Origin of the sequence: Nocardia sp. NPDC051756, assembly GCF_040681495.1 — a bacterium.
In the GTDB taxonomy this organism is placed as follows: Bacteria; Actinomycetota; Actinomycetes; order Mycobacteriales; family Mycobacteriaceae; genus Nocardia.
In genome coordinates, this window is sequence record NZ_JBFAYV010000001.1 from 564072 (window position 1) to 588159 (window position 24088).

21 protein-coding genes are annotated in these 24088 nt (G+C 66.8%); 14 read left to right on the forward strand and 7 right to left on the reverse strand.

What is annotated here, in order from left to right; translation table 11 throughout:
- The first annotated feature begins 75 nt into the window (after positions 1 to 75).
- The 5 genes from AB0M22_RS02695 to gatB all read left to right on the forward strand — a co-directional run bounded on the left by AB0M22_RS02695 (position 76) and on the right by gatB (position 5850).
- Positions 76 to 1110, forward strand: a complete 1035-nt coding sequence (locus AB0M22_RS02695) for an ATP-dependent 6-phosphofructokinase (protein ID WP_364720172.1) — start codon at positions 76 to 78, stop codon at positions 1108 to 1110.
- Between the two features lie 79 nt (positions 1111 to 1189).
- Positions 1190 to 1633: a hypothetical protein gene (locus AB0M22_RS02700; protein WP_364720175.1), complete on the forward strand. Its 444-nt coding sequence runs from the start codon at positions 1190 to 1192 to the stop codon at positions 1631 to 1633.
- Positions 1634 to 1701: 68 nt separating this feature from the next.
- Positions 1702 to 2823, forward strand: a complete 1122-nt coding sequence (locus AB0M22_RS02705; protein ID WP_364720178.1) for an MAB_1171c family putative transporter — start codon at positions 1702 to 1704, stop codon at positions 2821 to 2823.
- A gap of 9 nt (positions 2824 to 2832) precedes the next feature.
- The gene (locus tag AB0M22_RS02710) at positions 2833 to 4212 is read left to right on the forward strand and encodes an alpha/beta fold hydrolase (RefSeq protein ID WP_364720181.1); all 1380 of its coding nucleotides are present in this window, start codon (positions 2833 to 2835) and stop codon (positions 4210 to 4212) included.
- A 132-nt stretch (positions 4213 to 4344) separates the two neighbouring features.
- Entirely contained in the window at positions 4345 to 5850 is a 1506-nt protein-coding gene (gene gatB / locus AB0M22_RS02715; protein WP_364720184.1) for an Asp-tRNA(Asn)/Glu-tRNA(Gln) amidotransferase subunit GatB, read from the forward strand.
- 99 nt (positions 5851 to 5949) lie between these two features.
- Here the strand turns inward: gatB and AB0M22_RS02720 are convergent, their stop codons facing one another.
- Positions 5950 to 7053, reverse strand: a complete 1104-nt coding sequence (locus AB0M22_RS02720) for a PQQ-dependent sugar dehydrogenase (RefSeq protein WP_364720187.1) — start codon at positions 7051 to 7053, stop codon at positions 5950 to 5952.
- A gap of 134 nt (positions 7054 to 7187) precedes the next feature.
- Here AB0M22_RS02720 and AB0M22_RS02725 point away from each other — a divergent pair, with 134 nt between their 5' ends.
- Positions 7188 to 8045: a DoxX family protein gene (locus tag AB0M22_RS02725; RefSeq protein WP_364720190.1), complete on the forward strand. Its 858-nt coding sequence runs from the start codon at positions 7188 to 7190 to the stop codon at positions 8043 to 8045.
- Between the two features lie 107 nt (positions 8046 to 8152).
- Here AB0M22_RS02725 and ilvD read toward each other — a convergent pair whose 3' ends face one another.
- Together ilvD and AB0M22_RS02735 are read right to left on the reverse strand one after the other, a co-directional pair.
- A complete protein-coding gene (gene ilvD / locus AB0M22_RS02730) occupies positions 8153 to 9994 on the reverse strand; it encodes a dihydroxy-acid dehydratase (protein WP_364720193.1) in 1842 nt (613 codons plus the stop codon).
- A gap of 425 nt (positions 9995 to 10419) precedes the next feature.
- On the reverse strand, positions 10420 to 10905 hold the full coding sequence (locus AB0M22_RS02735) for a PH domain-containing protein (protein WP_364720195.1): 486 nt from the start codon (positions 10903 to 10905) through the stop codon (positions 10420 to 10422).
- Positions 10906 to 11323: 418 nt separating this feature from the next.
- Here AB0M22_RS02735 and AB0M22_RS02740 point away from each other — a divergent pair, with 418 nt between their 5' ends.
- The 4 genes from AB0M22_RS02740 (at position 11324) to AB0M22_RS02755 (ending at position 15417) form a co-directional block, all read left to right on the forward strand.
- Complete coding sequence (locus AB0M22_RS02740) at positions 11324 to 13252, forward strand: acetolactate synthase large subunit (protein WP_364720197.1); 1929 nt, start codon at positions 11324 to 11326, stop codon at positions 13250 to 13252.
- Positions 13249 to 13752 carry an acetolactate synthase small subunit gene (gene ilvN, locus AB0M22_RS02745; RefSeq protein WP_150405443.1) on the forward strand — a complete coding sequence of 168 codons (504 nt, stop codon included), beginning with the start codon at positions 13249 to 13251 and terminating at the stop codon, positions 13750 to 13752. The genes AB0M22_RS02740 and ilvN overlap by 4 nt, the downstream gene beginning before the upstream one ends.
- 74 nt (positions 13753 to 13826) lie before the next feature.
- Complete coding sequence (gene ilvC / locus AB0M22_RS02750) at positions 13827 to 14828, forward strand: ketol-acid reductoisomerase (RefSeq protein ID WP_364721620.1); 1002 nt, start codon at positions 13827 to 13829, stop codon at positions 14826 to 14828.
- 205 nt (positions 14829 to 15033) lie between these two features.
- Entirely contained in the window at positions 15034 to 15417 is a 384-nt protein-coding gene (locus AB0M22_RS02755; RefSeq protein WP_364720201.1) for a VOC family protein, read from the forward strand.
- 60 nt (positions 15418 to 15477) lie between these two features.
- On the opposite strand, the gene AB0M22_RS02760 is transcribed toward AB0M22_RS02755, so the two are convergent.
- The 4 genes from AB0M22_RS02760 to AB0M22_RS02775 all read right to left on the reverse strand — a co-directional run bounded on the left by AB0M22_RS02760 (position 15478) and on the right by AB0M22_RS02775 (position 19123).
- A complete protein-coding gene (locus AB0M22_RS02760; RefSeq protein ID WP_364720203.1) occupies positions 15478 to 15783 on the reverse strand; it encodes a hypothetical protein in 306 nt (101 codons plus the stop codon).
- Positions 15784 to 16374: 591 nt separating this feature from the next.
- Positions 16375 to 17595, reverse strand: coding sequence for a cation:proton antiporter (locus AB0M22_RS02765; protein ID WP_364720206.1), 1221 nt, complete (start codon positions 17593 to 17595; stop codon positions 16375 to 16377).
- Between the two features lie 15 nt (positions 17596 to 17610).
- The gene (locus tag AB0M22_RS02770) at positions 17611 to 18621 is read right to left on the reverse strand and encodes a zinc-binding dehydrogenase (protein ID WP_364720208.1); all 1011 of its coding nucleotides are present in this window, start codon (positions 18619 to 18621) and stop codon (positions 17611 to 17613) included.
- Between the two features lie 82 nt (positions 18622 to 18703).
- Positions 18704 to 19123, reverse strand: a complete 420-nt coding sequence (locus tag AB0M22_RS02775) for a PPOX class F420-dependent oxidoreductase (RefSeq protein ID WP_364720210.1) — start codon at positions 19121 to 19123, stop codon at positions 18704 to 18706.
- Positions 19124 to 19216: 93 nt separating this feature from the next.
- Here AB0M22_RS02775 and AB0M22_RS02780 point away from each other — a divergent pair, with 93 nt between their 5' ends.
- The 4 genes from AB0M22_RS02780 to AB0M22_RS02795 all read left to right on the forward strand — a co-directional run bounded on the left by AB0M22_RS02780 (position 19217) and on the right by AB0M22_RS02795 (position 24005).
- Positions 19217 to 20095 (forward strand): MoxR family ATPase, encoded by an 879-nt coding sequence (locus tag AB0M22_RS02780; protein WP_364720212.1) that lies wholly within the window; start codon positions 19217 to 19219, stop codon positions 20093 to 20095.
- A 73-nt stretch (positions 20096 to 20168) separates the two neighbouring features.
- Positions 20169 to 21530 carry a VWA domain-containing protein gene (locus AB0M22_RS02785; protein WP_364720215.1) on the forward strand — a complete coding sequence of 454 codons (1362 nt, stop codon included), beginning with the start codon at positions 20169 to 20171 and terminating at the stop codon, positions 21528 to 21530.
- 130 nt (positions 21531 to 21660) lie between these two features.
- Positions 21661 to 22824 carry an AAA family ATPase gene (locus AB0M22_RS02790; RefSeq protein WP_364720218.1) on the forward strand — a complete coding sequence of 388 codons (1164 nt, stop codon included), beginning with the start codon at positions 21661 to 21663 and terminating at the stop codon, positions 22822 to 22824.
- A 59-nt stretch (positions 22825 to 22883) separates the two neighbouring features.
- Positions 22884 to 24005, forward strand: a complete 1122-nt coding sequence (locus AB0M22_RS02795; protein ID WP_364720221.1) for a restriction endonuclease — start codon at positions 22884 to 22886, stop codon at positions 24003 to 24005.
- The last annotated feature ends 83 nt before the right edge of the window (positions 24006 to 24088 follow it).

The window sequence follows — 24088 nt, forward strand, 5'->3', positions numbered from 1 at the left end:
TGAAAGATGGTTGGAAACCCAGGCTTCCCGGGGGTCGTCCTGCCGAGTGCGGCCCGGCGGGGCAAGATAGCGGCCATGCGCATCGGAGTCTTGACCGGAGGCGGAGACTGCCCTGGACTGAACGCGGTCATCCGTGCTGTCGTTCGCACCGCGAACGGCCGCTACGGCGACGCGATCGTCGGGTTCGAGGACGGTTGGCGCGGGTTATTGGAGGATCGAAAGATCCAGATCCACAATGACGACCGCACCGACCGGCTGCTCACCAAGGGCGGCACCATCCTCGGCACCGCCCGGACCAACCCCGACGTGCTGCGCGCCGGGCTCGGCCGGATCAAACGGACGCTGGACGACAACGGCATCGACGCGCTCATCCCGATCGGCGGCGAGGGCACGCTCACCGCGGCCAGCTGGCTGTCCGACGAGGGCGTGCCGGTGGTCGGCGTGCCCAAGACCATCGACAACGACATCGACTGCACCGACGTCACTTTCGGCCACGACACCGCGTTGAGCATCGCCAGCGAGGCGATCGACCGGCTGCACACCACCGCAGAATCGCATCAGCGGGTGATGCTGGTCGAGGTGATGGGCCGGCACGCGGGCTGGATCGCGATCAACGCGGGCATGGCGGCCGGCGCGCACCTGACCCTGGTGCCCGAGGTGCCGTTCGACGTCGACGAGGTGTGCGCGATGATCAAGCGCCGCTTCCAGCGCGGCGACAAGCACTTCATCTGTGTGGTCGCCGAGGGCTCGCATCCGGCGGAGGAATCCGGTTTCGCGTTGCGCGAGGGCGGGATCGACGAATTCGGCCACGAGCGGTTCACCGGCGTCGCCCAGCAGCTCGGCGCGGAGATCGAACGCCGCATCGGTAAAGAGGTCCGCACCACCGTGCTCGGCCACGTGCAGCGCGGCGGCAGCCCGACCCCGTACGACCGCGTCCTGGCCACCCGGTTCGGCTTGCACGCCGCCGAAGCGGTACATGCCGGGCAATTCGGTCAGATGGTCGCGTTGCACGGCAGCAATATCGACCTGGTCCCGCTGGCCGAGGCCACCAAACAGCTCAAGCGGGTGCCGGACGAGCGCTACCGCGAGGCCGAGGCGTTCTTCGGCTGAGCGCCGAATTGGCCAGGGCCACAGCCGATCAGCCCATCCCCGGCGGTGCGGCGATGGCCGCCGGGTTACGCTGGCGGTCATGGCCGACTTACACGTGAACGACCTGCCGGACGCCGATGTCGCCGTGCTGCGCCGTCGGGCCCGCGCCGCCGGAGTTCCGCTGCTGGGTTACGTGCGCGAGGAACTGATCGCGCTGGCCCGCCGGCGCAGCGCCGACGACACGATCGTGGAATTCCTGGAGTCCGAAGGCCGCGAACTGATCCCGGAGATCGATGCGGCCGCCGTCGCGCTCTTCGACATCTACGACCTGCCCGCCGACGCCCTCGCCGTCTTCGGCCGCCGGGCCTACGCCACCGGCCAGCCGCTGAGCGATTACGTCCGCCAGGCCCTGATCACCTCCGCGCGCCGCAGCACCTTCGACGACGTGATGCTCGAATTCCATGAGGCCCAAGCACTCGATCCGAGCTTGAACATCGACCTGGAATCGGTCGCGGCGTCGGTCCGCTACGCGCGGGGCGAATGATCGATTCCGTGCGAGACCGCTAGGTAGGACTCGCCGCGCACGGACTCGCCGGTCATCAGGACGCCTCGTTGATATCGCCGATCTCCGATGCCCTCGGCTGGACGGTGTTCGCCTACACCGCCCTCATCGGGGTCGGCCGGCTGCTCTTCACCAGGGAAACGCATTTCGATCAGCTGGCCAATCGGATGCTGCTGTGGTTCCTGATCGGTCTGGCGCTGTATCGGTGCACGCCGGCCGCGAGCGTGCGCAGCGTGCCGAACCAGCTCGCGCTGGGGTGCATCGCGATGATCGTCATGTACCTCTACGGTCTCGTCCGGTTGTGGGAAGCGGGCGCCGAATCCGAAGAGACTTGGCGGCGGCAGCGGATCTACTGTGCGGTCGCCGTGCTCTCGACGGTGGTCACCATGCTCGCCGGTCCGTTCGCGGGGAAGGCCGGGCGGCTGGTCGAGCACAACCTGAATTGGGGCGGGCTGGTCTTCTGGACCGCGAACAGTCTTCCGCTGGTGGCGTCCATGGTGGTGTTCACCCGGTTGTGTTTTCGCGAGCTGCGTAGGGAGCAGCGCAGGCCGCTGGTGCGGGCGCTGTGCGTGCTGATGCTGCTGTCCATCGTGCCGTTCTACGCCGATGTCGTGCTCGTCACGGGCGAAGTGTGCTGGGGATGGCAGCTGCCCTACCCGCACATCGTCCGGGTCGAAATCGCCTGCACCAGCATCGGTTTTTGTGCCACGACGCTGGTCGCGGCACCGGTGGTCGGGCACCTGCTCGAGCATGCCGGGCTGGATCGGGACGGACGAGTCTGCCGCCGGTTGCGACCGCTGTGGCGAGACGTCACCGCGGCGGTCCCGGAGATCGTGATGTCGCCCGACGACGGGCTGACCCGGCGCGATACGACCGCCCGTCTGCTGCGGATGACCGTCGAGATCCGGGACGCACTACTGCATCTCGGTCCGTACCTGCCCGCCGGCTCCGAGTCCGCGGCGGCCCATCCGGAGGCACAGCTGCGGGAGTACGCGGGCCGGCTGGCCGAGGCGGCCCGTTCGCGCCGGTCAGGTCGCATGCCGCCCGGCTCGGGGGCTGTGCCGCAACCGTTTCCGGCCGCACAGGACTTCGAGACCGAACTGCGGCAGTTGCTGGCGCTGGCGCGAGTCTGGCCTGCCGAACCGGCCAGGGTTGTCACCGGCGGTCGGTAGTGTTGGTGCATGCGCACTGGGCGACTGATCGCGTTGGTTCTGTTCGTTGTGGGCGTTCTCGTCGCGGGCTGCTCGTCGGACTCGAATCCGCCGGAACCGACGACCGGGGATTGGCACGGGGTGATCGCGATACCCGGTCAGCCGATCGCGGTCGGCGTGACGTTCACCGGCAAGGACACCGCCACCATCGACATCCCGTTGCAGGGGGTGGCCGGTAAGCAACTGAAGGACGTGCAATCCAGCCGCGACGGGGTGTCCTTCGCGATCGCCGATGTCCCCGGCGACCCGAAATTCCACGGCACCTACGACCAGGGCGCCGACCGGATCGCGGGCGACTTCGTCCAGGGCGGAAAGACCTTCGAGTTGTCGCTGGAGCGCGGCAAGGTCGCCCCGCTGAACCGTCCGCAGGAACCGAAGGCGCCGTTCCCGTACAAGGCCGAGGACGTCACCTACCGCAGCGGCGACCTCACCATCGCGGGCACGCTCACCAAACCCGAAGGCAACGGCCCGTTCCCGGCGGTCTTGCTGATCACCGGCAGCGGCCCGCAGGATCGCGACGAGGAATTGTTCGGCCACAAGCCTTTCCTGCTGGTGGCGGACACGCTGACTCGGGCGGGCTATGCCGTCCTGCGCACCGACGACCGCGGCATCGGCGGCACCGGCGGCAAGCTGGACGACGCGAACTACACCGACCTGGCCAACGACGCGGCGGCCGGTGTCGGGTTCCTGCGCGGACGCCCGGACATCGATCCGGCGCGCGTCGGCCTGTTCGGCCACAGCGAAGGCGGCTACCTTGCGCCGCTGGTGGCCGCGCGGCCCGACAGCGGCGTCGCGTTCGCCATCCTGATGGCCGGGCCGGGGGTACCGGGCGCGGATGTGCTCGTCGAGCAGACCCGGTTGATCGCCGCCGCCAACGGCGCTCCCGCCGAGCTGGTGGATCAGCAGGTGCGCGAAACCGCTGAGTTGGCAGCCCTGTTGAAGGTGGGCGACGTGGCGGGTGCGAGGGAACTCGTGCGCAAGCAGAACGCGGCCAAGCCCGCCGACCAGCGGGCCCCGGAGGCCGAGGTCACCGCGGGGATCACGCCATACCTGGCCGCCCTCGTCGCCTACGATCCGGCGCCGGCGCTGTCGGCCCTGCGCATTCCCGTGCTCGCGTTCTACGGAGGCAACGACCTACAGGTGCCGCCCGCCCAGAGCGAACAGCCGATGCGCGCCGGCCTCGCCGCCGACCCGGATGCGACCGTGCATGTCTTCCCCGGCCTGAACCACCTGATGCAACCCACCGAGACCGGCCTGCCCACCGAGTACGCCACCATCGAGACGACCATCTCGCCGGAGGTCCTCACCTTCGTCACCGGCTGGTTGACCCAGCGCGTCCAGCCGAAATAAGCGCCGAGGAGCCCGTGCGTCCGCGTCTTGGCGCTTACATAGAATGTTCCGCATGAGCGAGCGCAGCGAGCGGAAATTAGGCACAGCCACTTGTGGGGTCATGGCGGAGCCGAGCGTTAGCGAGGCGCAGGCATGAGCACACCCACACTCGACTTGATGGACTACTCGGACGTCATCGCCCGCTTCGAGCCGGTGCTCGGCCTGGAGGTCCACGTCGAGCTGAACACCGCGACCAAGATGTTCTGTGGCTGCCCGACCGAATTCGGTGCGGAGCCGAACACCCAGGTGTGCCCGGTCTGCCTCGGTCTGCCCGGCGCGCTGCCGGTGGTCAACGAGAAGGGTGTGGAGTCGGCGATCCGGATCGGGCTGGCGCTGAACTGTTCGATCACCCCGTGGGGACGCTTCGCCCGGAAGAACTACTTCTACCCGGACCAGCCGAAGAACTACCAGATCAGCCAGTACGACGAGCCGATCGCCACCGAGGGTCACCTCGACGTGCTGCTCGACGACGGCAGCACCTTCCGGGTGGAGATCGAGCGCGCGCACATGGAAGAGGACACCGGTAAGTCGACCCACGTCGGCGGCGCCACCGGCCGCATCCACGGTGCCAGCCACTCGCTGCTCGACTACAACCGGGCCGGCGTGCCGCTGGTCGAGATCGTCACCAAGCCGATCACCGGCGCGGGGGATCGCGCGCCGGAGGTGGCTCGCGCGTACGTGACCGCGCTGCGCGAGGTGCTCAAGTCGCTCAACGTCTCCGACGTCAAGATGGAGCAGGGCTCGCTGCGCTGCGACGCCAACGTGTCGCTGATGGAGATCGGCGCCAAGGAATTCGGTACCCGCACCGAGACCAAGAACGTGAACTCGCTCAAGAGCGTCGAGGTCGCCGTCCGCTACGAGATGCGCCGCCAGGGCGCCGTGCTCGCCGACGGCGGCACCATCGTCCAGGAGACCAGGCACTTCCACGAGACCGACGGCAGCACCTCGTCGGGCCGGATCAAGGAGACCTCCGAGGACTACCGCTACTTCCCCGAACCGGACCTGGAACCCGTTGCGCCGGAAGCGGACTGGATCGAGCAGCTGCGCGGCACCATTCCCGAGTACCCGTGGCTGCGCCGGGCCCGCATCCAGACCGACTGGAACCTGTCCGACGAGGTCATGCGCGACCTGGTCAACGCGGGCGCGCTCGACCTGATCATCGCCACCGTCGACGCGGGCGCCCCGGCCAACGAGGCCCGCTCCTGGTGGGTCGCCTACCTCACCGAAAAGGCCAAGGAGCGCGAGGTTTCGCTCGAAGACCTGCCGATCACCCCGGCCCAGGTGGCCGAGGTGATCAACCTGGTCGAGGCGAAGACGGTGAACAACAAGGTCGCCAAGCAGGTGGTCGACTTCGTGCTGGCCGGCGAGGGCGAGCCCGCGCAGATCGTCGAGTCCAAGGGGCTCGGCATGGTCAGCGACGACAGCGCGTTGCAGTCCGAGGTGGAGAAGGCGCTCGCGGCCAACCCGGACATCGCCGAGAAGATCCGCTCCGGCAAGGTGCAGGCCGCGGGCAAGATCGTCGGCGACGTCATGAAGGCCACCCGCGGGCAGGCCGACGCGGCCCGGGTCCGTGAGCTCGTGCTCGCCGCTTGCAGCTGAGTACGGCTCGTTCGCCGCAGGTTCGAAACCTGTTTGCGCACAACCGATAACGCGAAAGGCCGACTCCGCGGAGTCGGCCTTTCGCGTTTCACCCGGTGTCTAGTCCGGGCCGTTCCCACCGGCCTGCGGCGGCGGAATGCGTACTACCCGATCGTCGTTCGGCGTCGGCTGGCCGTCGGTCTTGTTGACCGTGCCCACCCAGATCGCGCCGTCCGCGCCGACCGTCGCGCCGCCGAGCTGACCGTACTTGTCCTGCGCGATCAGCGTCGGCGCCGAGGTGACCGCGTGGGTGGTGGCGTCGGCCGCCGCGATGGCGAGCGCCTTGGCCTTGGTGAGTGAGATGGCGACGCCGTCGGTCGCGGCCGCGCAGCCCGCGACGCCGGGCCGGTCCGGCCAGGTCCACGCGGTGGTGACCACGCCGTCGGCGCCGAGCCGCTGCAACCGGTCCTCGACCGCGGTGCGGTCGGTGATCCAGACGCTGTCCTTGCTGTCCCGGCAGACATCACCCGCGACGCCGATGCCCGACACCGCGACCTCGGCGGTGGCGCCCGGCGCGGGGGAGTTCACCCGCAGCAGCTTGCCGGCCAGCGAGGACGGGGAGTTCGCGGCGCCGGGATTGCCGGAGTCGCCGGTCAGCACCAGCATCTGGGACGGCGTGGCGAACTCGATGGCCCCGTGGTTTCCGCTGGGCCCCTTCGGGATTCCGGTCAGGATGTCCTTCGGCGCGCCGCCACCGCTCGCGATCCGGACCACCCGGTTGTCGCTGGGCGTGGTGATGTAGGCGTAGATCAGCCCGTCCTCCTGGAAGGTCGGGGAGAGCGCGATGTCGCTGAGCCCGCCGTCGCTGGAGCCGTCCACGTCCACCTGGGCGAACTCGCTCGGCGGGGTGTCCGGGGCCACCTTCAGGATGCGTCCGGTGCGTCGCTCGGCGACCAGCGCGCCGTCGCCGAGCGCGACCAGTCCGCCCGTGGTGTCCAGGCAGGTCGCCACCACCGCCGGGTCCGGGTCGATGCACGGCCCGCTGGGCTTGGTCGTCGACGTCGGCGGCTGCGAGGGTTTGTTCGGGTCGATGTTCGCTCCGTGCAGCGTCGGTTCCGGCGTGAACGGGCTCGACGCCGAATCATCGAACCGCGCGCATCCGGTCACCAGCACGGACCCGAGCGCCAAGCTCGCCGCAACGCGACCAACGACAACCAACCTCATAGCTCAGACGTTACGGAAAACCCTCCGTCCCCGCCCCTCCGGCCCACCGATGGGGCGCACATGATTTAAATGTCGATCACCACGCCGTGGTGTTAGGGGCCCGCTGTGCGGCGGCGCAGCATAGGGTATTGGCCGTGACCGAGAAGCCGAAAGACACATCCGACCCCTCGGCGGCCCAGCGTTCCGTGCCGTCCACGGCCGAGCAGTCGGCGGTGTCGTCCACCGGTCGAGGCGTGAGTTCTCCGTTCGATTCGCCGACCGAGCAGTTCCCCAAGTTGACCAAGGACGTGCCGCGCACGGACGACGAGCTCGGCTTGGATCCGCAGGTCCCGTCGGTCGGCGCGAGCGGCACCGCGCCCGATGAACCGCCCGCCTACGCCTACGCCAGCATCCCGCCCGCCGCGAACGCGCCGAACGACACCGGCCGGCTGCGCCGGCGCAACGGCGACAATCGCCGCGGCACACTGGATTTCGGCCTGTTCCTGCTGCGCCTGATCGTCGGCGGCGTGTTCATCTACCACGGTTTGCAGAAGCTGACCGGCTGGTTCAACGGCCCCGGCCTCGACGGCACCAGGGACATGATGGAGAACGGCGGCTGGGATCACCCGACGCTGGCCGCCATCCTGGTCACCATCGGCGAGGTCGGCGGCGGCGCGCTGCTGGTGCTCGGCCTGGCCACCCCGTTCGCCGCGGGCGCGGTGCTCGCGGTCATCCTGGACGCCTGGGCCTGGAAGCAGGGCATGATCGCCGGCTTCCAATTCAAGGCCGCCGTCCCCACCGGCGTCGAACTCGAAAGCATCCTCGCGGGCACCGCCGCCGTCATCATCCTCACCGGCCCCGGCCGCTGGGCCTTCGACCGCAACCGCGGCTGGGCCACCCGCCCCTTCGCCGGCTCGTTCGTCGTCCTGGTCCTGGCGATCGCCGCCGCCGTCGGCACCTACTGGTACCTGCACGGCGGCAACCCCTTCACCGGCATCGGCCCCTTCGACTAACCGCCCCACCGCCAAACCCCCGGCGTCCCTCGAACTTTCGAGGGACGCCGTTCGTCTGTCTACCGTCCGGTGGCTTGGTTCCAGTGATTGTGTTCGGGTGCTGGTGATTACGGGACGTGGCGGACGGCGCCCTTGTCGGCAGACGTGGCCAGGGCGGCGTAGGCGCGCAGGGCGGTGGTGACGGTGCGTTCGCGGTTGAGCGGCTGCCAAGGCCGTTCGGACGCTTCCATTTTCGCGCGGCGCTCGGCCAGGACGGCGTCGTCGACGAGGACCTCGAGCGCCCGGGTGCTGACGTCGATGCGGATCTGGTCGCCGGTTTCGATCAGGCCGATGGTGCCGCCGCTGGCCGCCTCCGGGGAGATGTGCCCGATGGACAGGCCCGAGGTGCCGCCGGAGAACCGGCCGTCGGTGATCAGCGCGCACTGCTTGCCGAGGCCCGCGCCCTTCAGGAAGGCGGTGGGGTGCAACATCTCCTGCATGCCCGGCCCGCCCGCGGGACCCTCGTAGCGGACGACGAGCACGTCGCCCGCCTTGATCTTCTTGCTGAGGATGGCCGACACCGCCTCCTCCTGGGATTCCACGACGAGCGCGGGCCCCTGGAAGGTGAACAGTTCTTCGTCGATGCCCGCGGTCTTGAGCACCGCGCCGTCCGGAGCGATGTTGCCGCGCAACACGACCAGCCCGCCCTCGCGGGTGTAGGCGTGCTCGAAGTCGCGGATGCAGCCGCCGGCCGCGTCCGTGTCGAGCGAGGACCAGCGGTTCTCGGTGGAGAACGGCTCGACCGTGCGCACGCCGCCCGGCGCGGCATGGAACAGCTCGAGCGCTTCCTCGGAAGCCTTGCCGGAGCGGATATCCCAGGTGTCGAGCCACTCGTCGAAGCTGCGCGTGTGCACGGTGCTCACGTCGGTCTCCAGCAGGCCCGCGCGGCGCAGCTCGCCGAGGATGGCGGGGATGCCGCCGGCCCGGTGCACGTCTTCCATGTGGTAGTCGGAGTTGGGCGACACCTTGGACAGGGTCGGCACCCGGCGGCTGGTCTCCTCGATGGTGTGCAGGTCGAAGTCGACCTCACCCTCCTGCGCGGCGGCGAGGGTGTGCAGCACGGTGTTGGTCGAGCCGCCCATCGCCACGTCCAGGGCCATCGCGTTGCGGAAAGCCTTGGCGTTGGCGACATTCCGGGGCAGCACGGACGCGTCGTCCTCGCGGTACCAGCGGTTGGCGATGTCGACCACCACGGTGCCCGCCCGCTCGAACAGCGACCGGCGTGCGGCATGGGTCGCCAGCGTGGATCCGTTGCCCGGCAACGCAAGTCCGAGCGCCTCGGTGAGGCAGTTCATCGAGTTCGCGGTGAACATGCCCGAGCACGACCCGCAGGTCGGACAGGCGGACCGCTCGACCTCGCTCAAACCCTCTTCGGACACCGCCTGATTCGCGCTCGCGGAGATCGCGGTGATCAGGTCGGTCGGCGCCTGCGCGACACCGCCGACGACCACGGCCTTGCCCGCCTCCATCGGCCCGCCGGAGACGAACACGGTCGGAATGTTCAGCCGCATAGCGGCATTGAGCATGCCCGGGGTGATCTTGTCGCAGTTGGAGATGCACACCAGCGCGTCGGCGGTGTGCGCGTTCACCATGTATTCCACCGAGTCGGCGATGATTTCGCGGGACGGCAGCGAGTAGAGCATGCCGCCGTGGCCCATCGCGATGCCGTCGTCGACCGCGATGGTGTGGAATTCCCGGGGTACGCCGCCCGCGGCGCGCACCGCCTCGGCCACGATCTCGCCGACGTTCTTCAAGTGCACGTGGCCCGGCACGAACTGGGTGTAGGAGTTCGAGATGGCGACGATCGGCTTGCCGAAGTCGGAGTCGGTCATGCCGGTGGCGCGCCAGAGTGCGCGGGCGCCTGCGGCATTGCGGCCGACGGTGGTGGTGCGTGAACGAAGCGGTGGCATTGATGGTCCTCGATCTGGGTCGCGGGGGCTGGGGTGCGACTGCGCAGAGTTGGCTCGGCGGCCGCTCCACGGTACTCCCGCGTGGGTGTCGGCCTACCTGCCGGTCAGGGCGGCTCGTGGCCGTCGTCCCGATCCGTTCTCGGTGTCAGTCCGTGCTGGTGTCGCCGCGAATGGTGGTCGTCGACGCTGACGGGGTCGCGGAGTTGCCGGTCCGTCGGGCAGCGGTGTGCGAGCCGGAGATCGGTCCTCCCGACACGGGCACTGCTTCGCCGACAACATCCTACCGTCGGTGATTGTTCCGGATCACGCTCGTCGCGGTGTCATCGCCGCGTCGAGCGCGCTCGTTCCCGCACACCTATTGATTTCCCGCATACGGAATCGCACGCGATTGCCTGTGCGGGAAATCACGAGGTGTGCGGCGGGGACTACTCGGAACTCTTGTCTTCGTCGCCTGAGCGGTCGGGCTCGACGGGGGTGGCTTGGCTGTCGGCCTCCGGGGTCGCGGGATCGGTGGGTTCCGCGGCCTCCTCCGCCTTCGGCGCGGTCGGCGGCACGGCGTATGGATCCGGGATCCGGCCCTGCGAGGCGAGCGCGAGATCACGCACCCGGTCGTAACTCACCGCGGGCAATTTCATCTCGGTGCCGTCGACCAGATCCGCGCGGACGTATCCACGTTTCGGGATACGCACACCCTTCAGCTGAGACCAGTCGAGATGCCGCGACCCGAAAACGGTCCGCAAATCGAGCCCGGATTCGGAGACCGTGGTCTGCGTCCGCAGCACCCACACAGTCACCGCCACGGGAATCAGCAGCAACCACCACAACCCGATCGGCCAGCCGACGAACATGAAGAACACGCACATGAACAGGATGAACACGCCTAGGAAGGCCAGGCGTGGGATGCGGATCACAGTGGCAGCCGACCCGCCACCCGTATCCGATCCCTCGGTGGCGGTGTGGGACGATTTAGCCGGTGGCACGGACTGATGCGGTGATGACACACCACCATCCTCGCATCCCTGGTGAAGGACCAAACAGCCGCACTATCCCACATAATGGGACCTGTTTGACTCTTCGGCTCACGCACACATACCGTCATGCGCGTGAATCGAAACGAGCTTCTCGTAATCGGCCGGCGCGTCCAGCGTTGAGCCTGACTATCTGAGTCGAATACGTCAGCTCGCGTTGCGACGCGCCACCCTCGAACAGCCATGCGCTGTCGGGGGCTTTTTTGTGTTCGGACGGTCTGTCCGGCGTGGCGAGTCGCAAGACACCGCATGTCAGACACAAATCCGGGGTCAGAACGACAAGCAGTTAGGAACGAAGACGGTGAGTGCACCAACCGCACGGCCCGGGCCCTCGGCCCGCAGGCCAGCGCCCTCGGCTAATCAGCCGAGCGCGCCCGCTGGCAGTTCGACGACGTCGGCCAACCGCCGCCAGCTCCCGCCCGAGCGGGTCACCGGCGCGCAGTCGGTCGTCCGCACGCTCGAGGAGCTCGGCGTCGACACCGTATTCGGCATTCCCGGTGGCGCGATTCTCCCGGTGTACGACCCGCTGTTCGACTCGACCAAGGTGCGGCACGTGCTGGTCCGGCACGAGCAGGGCGCGGGTCACGCCGCGACCGGCTATGCCCAGGCCACCGGCAAGGTCGGCGTCTGCATGGCGACCTCGGGTCCCGGCGCGACCAACCTGGTCACGCCGATCGCCGACGCGCAGATGGACTCGGTGCCGATCGTCGCGCTCACCGGCCAGGTCGGCCGCGGGCTGATCGGTACGGACGCCTTCCAGGAAGCCGACATCTCCGGCATCACCATGCCGATCACCAAGCACAACTTCCTCATCACCGAGGGCGTGGACATCCCGCGCATCATCGCCGAGGCGTTCTACCTGGCCTCCAGCGGTCGTCCGGGTGCGGTGCTGGTGGACATCCCGAAGGACGTGCTGCAGATGCAGACGACCTTCAGCTGGCCGCCGGAGATGCGCCTGCCCGGCTACCGTCCGGTGACCAAGCCGCACGGCAAGCAGGTGCGCGAGGCCGCGCGGATGATCTTGGAAGCCAAGTCGCCGGTGCTCTACGTCGGCGGCGGCGTGATCAAGGCGGACGCCTCGGCCGAGCTGCTGGAGCTGGCCGAGATGACCGGCATCCCGGTGGTCACCACGCTGATGGCGCGCGGCGCGTTCCCGGACAGCCACCAGCTCAACATGGGCATGCCCGGCATGCACGGCACCGTGGGCGCGGTTGCGGCGCTGCAACGTTCGGACCTGCTGATCACCCTCGGCGCCCGCTTCGACGACCGGGTCACCGGTCAGCTCGACTCGTTCGCGCCGGACGCCCGGGTGATCCACGCCGACATCGACCCGGCCGAGATCGGCAAGAACCGGCACGCGGACGTGCCGATCGTCGGCGACTGCCGCGAGGTGATCGTCGAACTGATCGAGACCCTCAAGGCCGATCCGGCGGCCAAGTCTCCGCTGCTCGACCTCACCGAATGGTGGAAGTACCTGGACGGCGTCCGCAAGAGCTACCCGCTCGGCTGGACCGCGCCGAGCGACGGCTCGCTCTCGCCCGAGTTCGTCATCGACGCGCTCGGCCGCCTGGCCGGACCCGACGCCATCTACTGTGCCGGCGTCGGCCAGCACCAGATGTGGGCCGCGCAGTTCATCAAGTACGAAAAGCCGCGCACCTGGCTGAATTCCGGCGGTCTCGGCACCATGGGTTACGCCGTTCCGGCGGCCATGGGCGCCAAGATGGGCATGCCGGACAAAGAGGTGTGGGCGGTCGACGGCGACGGTTGCTTCCAGATGACCAATCAGGAGCTGGCCACCTGCGCCGTCGAGGGCGTGCCGATCAAGGTCGCGCTGATCAACAACGGCAACCTGGGCATGGTCCGCCAGTGGCAGACGCTGTTCTACCAGGAGCGCTACTCCAACACCGATCTCGGCACGCACACCTTGCGCATCCCCGACTTCGTGAAGCTCGCCGAGGCCCTCGGCTGCGTCGGCATCCGGGTCGAGCGCGAGGAGGACGTGGAGGACGCGATCCGCCAGGCGCAGGCCATCAACGACCGTCCCGTGGTGATCGACTTCATCGTCGGCAAGGACGCCCAGGTGTGGCCGATGGTCGCCGCGGGCACCAGCAACGACGAGATCATGGCCGCCCACGGCATCCGCCCGCTGTTCGACGACGACGAGCAGGCTTCCGAGCCTGCCGTCATCCACGAGGCGATGTCGCATGAGAAGAACAAGGTGAGCGAATGAGCACTACGCACACGCTGAGCGTGCTTGTCGAGGACAAGCCGGGCGTGCTGGCGCGAGTCGCGGCGCTGTTCTCCCGCCGCGGCTTCAACATCGAATCGCTCGCGGTCGGCGGCACCGAGATCCCGGAGATCTCCCGGATGACCATCGTCGTCACCGTCGAGGACCTGCCGCTCGAGCAGGTCACCAAGCAGCTCAACAAGCTGATCAACGTCATCAAGATCGTGGAACAGGACTCCGACACCTCGGTGGCCCGCGAACTGATCCTGGTGAAGGTCCGCGCCGATGCCAGCGTGCGGACCCAGGTGATCGAGGCGGTTACGCTCTTCCGGGCGAAAGTGATCGACGTCTCGCCGGACGCGCTCACCGTCGAGGCGACCGGAACCCGGTCCAAGCTCGACGCGCTGCTGCGCATGCTGGAACCGTTCGGCATCCGGGAGATCGTGCAGTCCGGTGTGGTCGCCGTGGGCCGCGGCCCCAAGTCGATCACCGCGACGCGCTAGAAATCGCTTCCAACTAAACAACTTTCAGACCTAAGCACAGTATCCAGAAGGGAACCAACCAAGTGGCAGTCGAGATGTTCTACGACGACGACGCCGACCTGTCGATCATCCAGGGCCGCAAGGTCGCGGTGATCGGCTACGGCAGCCAGGGGCACGCGCACTCGCTGAGCCTGCGCGACTCCGGCGTCGAGGTCCGGGTCGGCCTCGCGGAGGGTTCGAAGTCGCGGCCGAAGGCCGAAGAGGCGGGCCTGACCGTCGGCACCCCGGCCGAGGTCTCGGCGTGGGCCGACGTGATCATGGTGCTCGCCCCCGACACCGCGCAGGCGTCGATCTTCACCAACGACATCGAGCCCAACCTCAAGGACGGCGACGCGCTGTTCTTCGGCCACGGCCTCAACATCCACTTCGACCTGATCAAGGCGCCGGAGTTCATCACCGTCGCGATGGTCGCCCCGAAGGGCCCCGGCCACCTGGTGCGTCGTCAGTTCGTCGACGGCAAGGGCGTCCCCGCGCTCATCGCCGTCGATCAGGACCCGAAGGGTGAGGGCCAGGCGCTCGCCCTGTCCTACGCGAAGGCGATCGGTGGCGCCCGCGCCGGCGTCATCAAGACCACCTTCAAGGAAGAGACCGAGACCGACCTGTTCGGCGAGCAGGCCGTGCTCTGCGGCGGCACCGAAGAGCTGGTCAAGACCGGCTTCGAGGTCATGGTCGAGGCGGGTTACGCGCCGGAGATGGCGTACTTCGAGGTGCTGCACGAGCTCAAGCTCATCGTCGACCTGATGTACGAGGGCGGCATCGCCCGGATGAACTACTCGGTCTCCGACACCGCCGAGTTCGGTGGCTACCTGTCCGGCCCGCGGGTCATCGACAAGGACACCAAGAAGCGGATGCAGGACATCCTCAAGGACATCCAGGACGGCACCTTCGTCAAGCGCCTCGTCGCCAACGTCGAGGGTGGCAACAAGGAGCTCGAGGGTCTGCGCAAGGCCAACGCCGAGCACCCGATCGAGGTCACCGGCGCCAAGCTGCGCGGCCTGATGAGCTGGGTCGACCGGCCGATCACCGAAACCGCCTGAGTTTCAGCTGATCAACGGCCCGGCACCGAGTGGTGCCGGGCCGTTGCTGTTCCCTGGGCAGCACTGAGGGGTGCGTGGCCGGTTCGACGCGGCGACTGCGGCCGGTACGGTCTGCGCGGACATTCTCGCCGCTGACGAGGCGAATACCGCCCATGCCGCGCCGAAATTGTCCGTCCAGAACAGGTGGCGTCGGTAGCCTTCGCCTATGACATCACTCGCCGCCGCCGAGGTCATCGCGTTCGCACCGTCGACGGACCTGGATCGGTCGCGCCGGTTCTTCGGCGAGGTGCTCGGACTGGAGATCGTCGACGTGACGCCGTTCGCGTGTGTGGTCCGCAACGGTGGCACCATGATTCGGGTCACCGCGATGGAGAAGCTTGTCCCGCAGCCGTTCACGGTGCTGGGATGGGCGGTCGCCGATATCGCGGGTACCGTCGCTGAACTTGCTTCGCGCGGTGTGGAATTCGTTCGGTACGAGGGAATAGACCAGGGCGACAACGGGGTATGGACCACACCGGGCGGCGACATGGTCGCGTGGTTCACCGACCCGGACGGAAACGTGTTGTCGCTGACCGAGTTCGTGCGCTGAGTCGCCTGTCGAAATGAACGGGAACGGCCCGGCTCCGTAATGGCGCCGGGCCGAAGTGTTCTAGCTGCTGCCGAACAGCCCGTGCGGACGGTTCTGGCGGAACTGCCAGAACGGATCCTGGTCGTGGCCGCGGTCGGAGAACGGGCCGTTGTTGCAGCGCCAGTTCTTGAACGGACCGAAGTCGCAGTTGGGATCGTGGCGCGGGTGGTGATGCCGGACCTCGGTGACGCCAGGGACGCCGATTTGCGCGTCGGCCGACGCGGGAATCGCCAACGCGGTCAACGGAATCGCGACGATCGCGCCGGCGACGGCCACTCGGGCCAGCATGCGGCGCGAATTCGTGGACTTGGTTGTGGAGAACAACATGGATCCTTTCACTCTGCGGTGAACTGTTCGTTCACCATCCCCCGCTGCGGTCTGCCCACGCGATGACGCACGGCGGTCGCCGGCGCGCATCCCGCGGACAGGTCGGGATCTACTGTGTCGCCGCCGCTTCGCGGGCGCCCCTGCATACCCGGCGCAGCACCGACTGCACGGTCTCACTCTCGCGCATTTCGACCGAAAGGTCACGGGTGTTGGCAGGTATGCGGAAACTTTCAACCTTGGGTAGTAGGGGTTAACCCTCAGTGCGGCAATGTGCCCCGAATATCGATGGCACCTACGTCAGGGGCACCCCTAGGACAGACCGGCGTTGCAGCGCGCGCGGTGATCACCAGCGACATCAGCAGGTCGGCGACCTCGGCACCGTCCAGCACCGCCGCGTCGAGCTTGCGATAGGTGCGGCCAGCGACGAATCCTGCGTCCGCTCAACGGCCGCCTCGTGCGTCGGCCCGACCGGGCGACGTTCCAGAAGAATGCCATATTGATCGGTACACCATGGCGGGGTCATCTCGGCGATTGCCGCCACCGTATGCCACTCGTCAGCTGACTTTGGTCGAGTGGACGTGCTGTGGACGTTCAGTCGTGCGCGGCGCCTATCGCGTTGTCGCGCCGCCGTTTTCCGAGGCGTTCGGCGACGAGCGGCGCACCGATTCCGTGCAGGACGACGCTGCCGACCACCACCACCAGCGTCACGCCGATCACGAGGAACGCGTCGTCATCCTTGTGCAGCCCGTTGAAAGCGAGCAGCGCGAACACGATCGACGCGACACCGCGCGGACCCAGTAGTCCGATCATGAGCCGCTCGCGTTGGGTGAACGCCGAGCCGAGCAACGACAGCGCGACCGGAACCAGCCGAACGACTGTCAACGCGAGCAGTCCGTAGACGACGACCTGCCAGCTGAGCCAGGTGAACGTTGCGGCCGCGACATTCCCGACCGCGAACCACATTGCCAGACCGGCGAACTCGGCCACGTCCTCGGTCGATTGCAGTGGCTCGCCCGGCAATTCGCGGCGCAGCGTGCTGTATGCGAGACCGGCGAGGAAGGCCGCCACGAAGCCGTTACCGTCCAACCACACCGCGACGCTGTAGGTCAGTACGGGAATCGCGATCGTCCCGATACGCACTGCCCGTGCGTCAGTCCAATGTTTGCGCGCCGCCGCCGACATGCAGTATCCGGCCAGCGCGCCGATCGGCAGTCCGATGAGCACCGACTTCACCACTGCGGGAACCGCTTCGCCGAGCGCATGCAGCGCCTGATCCGACTCCGCGCTCGCCTCCGCGGCGGCCAGCGCGAACAGGAAGATCGGCGCGACCAGTCCGTCGTTGAACCCGCTCTCCACATTCAACGCGTGCCGAACCCGTTCCGGCACACGCAGATCCCGCACGATCGCCTGTGCGGGCACCAGGTCGATGGGGACGACGATGCAGGCGATCAGCAGGATCACCGTCCACGAAATGCCCGGCAGGAGCGCGAATCCCAGCAGATAGGCGGCGGCGAGGCTCAGCGGGAAGGCGATGAACAGCAGCCGGAAGATGCCGGTGTGCCGACGACCGGACAGTCCCTTGCGTACCTCCGTCGCGTCGGTGAAAAGGAACAGCGCCAGGATGAATTCGACGACCCGCTGCGCCGAATCGGTGTTGACCGCGGTGGTCAGCCAATGATCGCTGCTCCAGCTCACCACCGCGCCGACCACCACCATGGCCAGCGGCGCGGTCACCTTCCAGCGAGCCATCGAGCGGGACAGGCAGGACCAGATGAGGATGACCGTCATCGTGGCCGCGATCGCGATGAACATCGGACTCCCGATCCGTCAGGGACGCAGGATGAGTCGGATCGGATCGCCCTCTTTGCGGACGAGCCGATCGACCACGGCAGGGGCTTCGGCCAGCGGGAACACACCGCTGATCGAACGCGAAAGGTCAAGGCGCCCACCGGCGGTCAGCCGAATCAGCTGCGGCACATGGGTGGGGCCCGAACCGTAGTGCCCGCGAATCTGTTGCTGGGCCACCACGAACGGCGCGCTGTACTTGATGGTCAAGGGCTCGTTGACGATGCCGACCAGCACGAGCCGCCCCTGGAGCGCCAGCACCCGCAGCGCCTGCTCGCGCACCGCGGCCACCCCGGCGAAGTCGAACGCGACATCGATGCCGGTGCCCCCGGTGGCCTGCTTGATCTTCTTCGCGAGCTCCGGGTCGGCCGAATCGAGCGCCAGATCCGCCCCGAACTCGACGGCCCGATCTCGCGCCGCGGCATTCGGATCGACCGCGATGATCGGATAGGCGCCGGCGATGCGCAGCAACTGCACCGCGTGCGCGCCGAGCCCGCCGATCCCCCACACCGCGACGGCCTGTGCTGGGCGCACGTCACCGGTCGCCGTGATCGCCGCCCACGGCGTCGAGACCGCGTCCGGGATGATCGCCGCCTGCTCGAACGGCAGGCTGTCCGGTATCCGGATCACCGACTCGGCGGTCGCGAGCGCGTATTCGGCCCAGCCGCCGTCGTAGTCGACGCCGCGCGTGTAGACCACGCCCTTACGCAGCTCGCCCGCCTGCAACGCGACGCGGTCGTCCACGGCGAGGCCCGTGACGTCCGGCCCTACTTCTGCGATCGTTCCGGCGACCTCGTGGCCGAGGGTGACCGTGTCGCCCTCGAGTAGTTGCGGTTGCAGGCCGCCGTCGATGAGGTGCACGTCCGAGAGGCAGACCCCGGCGGCCGCCACCTTGACCAGGACCTCACCCGCGCCGGGGACCGGCTTGGGGACCTGCTCCATGGACAAGGTGTGCGAGGGGAGATGCAGTCGGGCCGCCAGCATCGTTTCCATGCGAGTCCTCCGCGGATAGTGAAAGGCGAGGCTGACGACGCTATCAAACAAGATCAACGGGACATGGTGGTGGCGTTGTCGGCTATTCGACGTTGCGTGCACCGCCGTCGGGGTTGGCCGGGTCGATGTGCCAGCTACGGATACGGCGGGGGTGGATGCGGATGATGTCGTGGGAGAACCATTCGGGCGCGACCGGCGGGACGTCCACCGTCAGCGTCTCCACCACGCCGCGGACCTCGACGCCGCGTCCCCAGCCCGGCTTGACCGCGCCGGGTTCGTCCGGGGTCATGTCGTCGATCAGCAGGCTGACCTGCGGGTTGGCCAGGATGTTCCGATAGCGCTGGGTCGCAGCGTGATTCGGTCCACCCAGGTCGATGGTGTCGTCGTCGTTGAGCCGGAAGCCGAGCGGGATGATCTGCGGGGCGCCCTGGGCGGTTACGGTGGCGAGGCGGGCCAGTTTCTGGCCGGCGAGGTAGGCGCGTTCCACGTCGGTAAAACTCATATCGCGACCCTAGAACCTCAATCGCAGTTCAGATCAATACCTGCGCGGCGGCAATTCGCGGCTATCCGATCCGGGCGATCTAGACTCTTACTGATGAGTAAGTTCTTCGGCTCCGTCGACGAGGTGACCGGGCGGCTCACCGATGCCGGGTACCTCCCGTCCATCGATATCGCCACCGCCGTCTTCCTCGCCGACCACCTCGGCAAGCCCCTCCTGATCGAGGGGCCCGCCGGCGTGGGCAAAACGGAGCTGGCCAAGGCCGTCGCCACCGCGTCCACCGCCGACCTCATCCGTTTGCAGTGCTACGAAGGCATCGACGAGGCCCGTGCTCTGTACGAGTGGAATCACGCCAAGCAACTGCTGCGTATCACCTCCGAGCGTGAGGCGTGGGACAGCACTCGCGACCACGTCTTCACCGAGGAATTCCTGCTCGCGCGGCCGCTGCTGGCTGCCATCCGCAACCCGGATCCCACCGTTCTGCTGATCGATGAACTCGACAAGGCCGACGTGGAGCTGGAAGGTCTGCTGCTCGAGGTCCTCGGCGACTATCAGATCAGCATCCCCGAACTCGGCACCGTCACCGCCGTGCGCAAGCCCTTCGTCATCGTCACCTCCAATGCCAACCGAGACCTCTCCGAAGCGTTGAAGCGCCGTTGCCTCTACCTCCACATCGACTACCCCACAGCCGAATTGGAACGCGCGATCGTGCGGATGAAGGTTCCCGAGCTGGATGAAGCGTTGGGCGAACCAGTAGTCCGTGTCGTCGGTGCCTTGCGTGAACTTTCCCTCCGCAAGCCTCCGTCCATCGCTGAAACCATCGACTGGGCAAGAACTCTCGTCGCTCTCGGCACCCGCTCGCTGACCGGGGGAGTCGTCCGCTCCACCCTCGGCGTGCTGCTGAAATACCAAGCAGACCATCGCATTGCCGCCGAACGCCTGTCTCTGGACTCTGATGAGGGGACGGCGAAGTGAGTAGTTTTCTCACAGGGGCGGCGGCATGACGTCTACGGGCCGGCCGACGGCTCCGGATCAACCCTCCGACACGATGACCGACCGCCTCGTCGAGTTCGTCGGACTACTCCGTGATCACGGAATCAACGCGGGCCCTAGCGAAACCATCGACGCCGCAGAGGCAATGCTCGCGCTCGGATTGTCCGACCGGAATCGGCTGCGGTCGGGCATGGCCGCCTGCCTACTGCGCCGCAATGGTCAACGCGCAGTCTTCGACCAACTCTTCGATCTCTACTTCCTGACCACCGAGCTGCCGCGACCAACGCCGCCGGAATCCATTGAGTCGCTTCGTGATCGATTAGCCGCAGCACTCGCCGAGGACGACCCGGGCGCCGCCGCCGACCTCGCCCGCCAAGCCCTCACCCAACTCGGCGCCTACGGCGGAGCCGGCACCGGCCAGACCTCCGCCCCCGTCACCACCGCCTCCGGAGCGGGCTGGTCCTCCTACCTGACCATGCGAGCCCTCAACCCGGACGACCTCATCGCCCGCATCAGCGCAAACACAAGCGCCGCAACGGAACTCGACGCCGCCGTCCGCACCATCGAAGCCAACCGCCGCCTCGCAGAATTCCGCACCGCCCTCCAAACCGAGGCCCGCCTACGCTCCGCCCAACTCCGCGGCACCGAATACATCGCCCGCCGCGGCGTCGACACCAGCGCCGACCAGATCGACTTCCTCGGCGCCCGCGAACAAGACCTAGCCGAAATGCGCCGCCTGGTAACCCCTTTGGCCCGCAAACTAGCCACCCGCCTCTCCGTCCGCCGCCGCAAATCCGTCCGCGGCCACATCGACATGCGCCGCACCCTCCGCCGCTCCATGTCCACCGGCGGCGTCCCCATCACCCCCGTCCTCCGCTCCCGCAAACACGGCCGCCCCGACCTGATAGTCCTAGCCGACCTCTCCGGCTCCGTAACCGGCTTCGCCGAATTCACCCTCCACCTCATCCAGGCCCTACAAGACCAATTCACCAAGGTCCGCAGCTTCGGCTTCATAGACACCTGCGACGAAATAACCGACTTCTTCACCCCCGGCGAACCCCCATCCCCAGGTCTGGCCGCCCGAATCGCCCGCGAAGCCAACATCGCCCGCTACGGCAGCAGCAACTACGGCGAAGCCCTACAGGGTTTCGCCGACAACTACCTCGACGCCCTAGGCCCCCGAACCTCCCTCCTAATCCTCGGCGACGCCCGCACCAACCGCACCGACCCGAATCTCCTTGCCCTACAAGCAATGTGCGACCGAGCCAAACGCGCCTACTGGCTAAACCCAGAACCCTCCCGCTCCTGGTCCACCGGCGACTCCGCCGCCCACACCTACGCCGACCACATCACCATGCACGAGTGCCGCAACGTCAAACAGCTCGCCGAGGTCATCGGCCGATTGCTTCCGACCTGAAGCAAACGACGTCGCGCCTAGCGAAAATTGTCCGAGGTCGACGCTATCGTGATCCGCACTGAAGCGTCCCGGTCGGACCGGTATCGGTGCGGTCGGCGTCAGGCAGATAGTGGCGATAGGGGAGTCGTAGATGGCACGGATTCGTGAGGTCGTACCGAGCACGCAGAACATCCGACCGCACAAGGCGGAGGACGAGGTCAGCTGCCAGTACAAGGTGATCGAGGATACCGACGGCAGTCCCTTGGTCCACTTGTCCACGTTCGGCTCGAACCAGCGTGAATCACAGCCGAAGAGCAGTCAGTCGCTCCAACTCACGCTGGAAAACGCGGCCGATTTGATGGACGTCTTCAGGGATGCCTTCGGCATCACCTGGGGGCGCAAAGGTCGGCAGTCGTCCACGGACGACGTAGAGCCCGAATTTCCTGATGCGACTGAGGAACTCGCCGAGAAGCTGTACATGTCGAGGGAATGGTTGCAGCAGTGCATCGAGCTGCTCAGGGATCGACCACAGCTGATCTTCTATGGCCCGCCGGGCACCGGGAAGACCTACCTCGCCAAGGCGCTTGCCGAGCATCTGTCGAGCGCCGAGAACGTGCGGGTCGTCCAGTTTCATCCGTCGTATTCCTATGAGGACTTCTTCGAAGGCTTCCGACCAGGCCGATCGAGCAACGGTCAGGTGTCCTACCACTTGCATCACGGCCCCTTGCGATTGATTGCCGAAGACGCGCGCCAGAATCCAGACACGTTGTACCCCTTGATCATCGATGAGATCAATCGCGGCAACCTGTCGAAGATCTTCGGCGAGCTCTACTACCTGTTGGAATATCGGCGCGAAAGCATCAACCTCCTGTACTCCGAGAAGGTGGAGACGTTCTACCTGCCGAAGAACGTGGTCATCATCGGAACCATGAACACGGTCGATCGCTCGATTGCATCGATGGATTCCGCTATGCGACGGCGGTTTTCATTCGTGCACCTGCATCCGTCGGAAGAGCCGACCAACGGCATACTTCGCAGATGGCTGGCCGATCGTGGGTATCCCTTGGAGGCCGCCGAGCTCTTGGACGAGCTGAACAGGCTGATCGAAGGCAGAGACTTCAAGGTCGGTCCGTCCTACTTCATGCGACCTGCCGCGACGACACCGAAAGGCATCGACATTGCGTGGACTACGTCAGTGATGCCGCTGCTCGAGGAGTTCCATTTCCGGGATCCCGGCATCGACGTACACGAGCGGTACTCGTTGCGGAGGATCCGAGATCTGGTGAACAGTCGAAGTAGCAACGCGGAAGCGTAATCGTGCGGCCACCGATAGATCTGGTCGAGTTCGGCCCGTCGTACACTGCCGAACTCTCGGTGAGCGAGTACGAGGCGCTGTCCGAGCTCGGGATTGCCACAGTAAGGAAGGAACGGGCGGGTCGGTACTCCATCAAGCCTGGCAGCAAGGTCGGGTCGGTAACGTACGGCGACATTCAGATCAACGTACGGCCGAAGATCACCGAGCTGAACCGCCTGCTGTTCTTCGTCGGGTACTGCTCGAACCCGGCCATCTGGCGTGAAGAATTCGTCCACCTGGACCAGGCTCCCGGTCTGTATCCCGCTGTCGCGGAATCATTCTCGCGTCTGGCGTCCCGCGCAATCGAGGGCGGACTGTTACAGGGGTACCAGGCAAGATCGGATTCGCTGGCACTCGTCCGCGGCCGGGTCCAGTTCCGTGAGCAGGTCATGCGCAACTATGGTCTGCCACTGCCGATCGCGGTCGAGTACGACGACTTCACCACCGATATCGTCGAGAACCAGATCATCCTGTTGGCGACGTTGCGGCTGCTCAGCATTCCGGACATCGGAACCGAAGCACGGCAACAACTCAGCCGCCTTCGTTGGCTGCTCGACGAAATCACGATGCTGCCCAACCGGAGCAGGGCCCCCGAGTGTCATCTCGATCGGGTCAACGCCCGCTATCACGATCTACTCAGGCTGTCCGAGGTAGTCCTCGACAACAGTTCGTTCGATCAACGCAACGGATCGCTCGCGGTATCCGGCTTCATGTTCGACATGTGGCGCATCTACGAGGACTTCGTGACCGGCGCGATCGGGATGGCCATGCGCCAGTTCGGCGGGCACCCGAAGACGCAGTTCGAAGGCCCTCTGGACAAGGCGTCGAGGATCAAATTCAGGCCTGACCTGGTGTGTTTCGACGACAACGATGTTCCCATTGCTGTGGTCGATGCCAAGTACAAGGCGGCGAGCCGCAAAGGATTTCCCGAAGCCGACCTCTATCAGATGCTTGTCTACTGTGCGGTGTTGAAGTTGTCCGAGGGGCATCTGGTGTACGCCAAGGGCAATGAGCCGGCGCGGATCCACGAAATCAGGAACTGCGGTATCACCATCCACTGTCATGCTCTCGATCTGTCGCTGCCGCCGAATCAGTTACTGACCGAGATAGATTCGTTGGCTGCTGCGATTCTGCACAAGTGAGTGGCTGGGGATCCCGGTCTACACGGACAATCTCGAAGACACTGAGGCGGATATCCGCCTTCCGACTGCGAGATTGTCCGCCC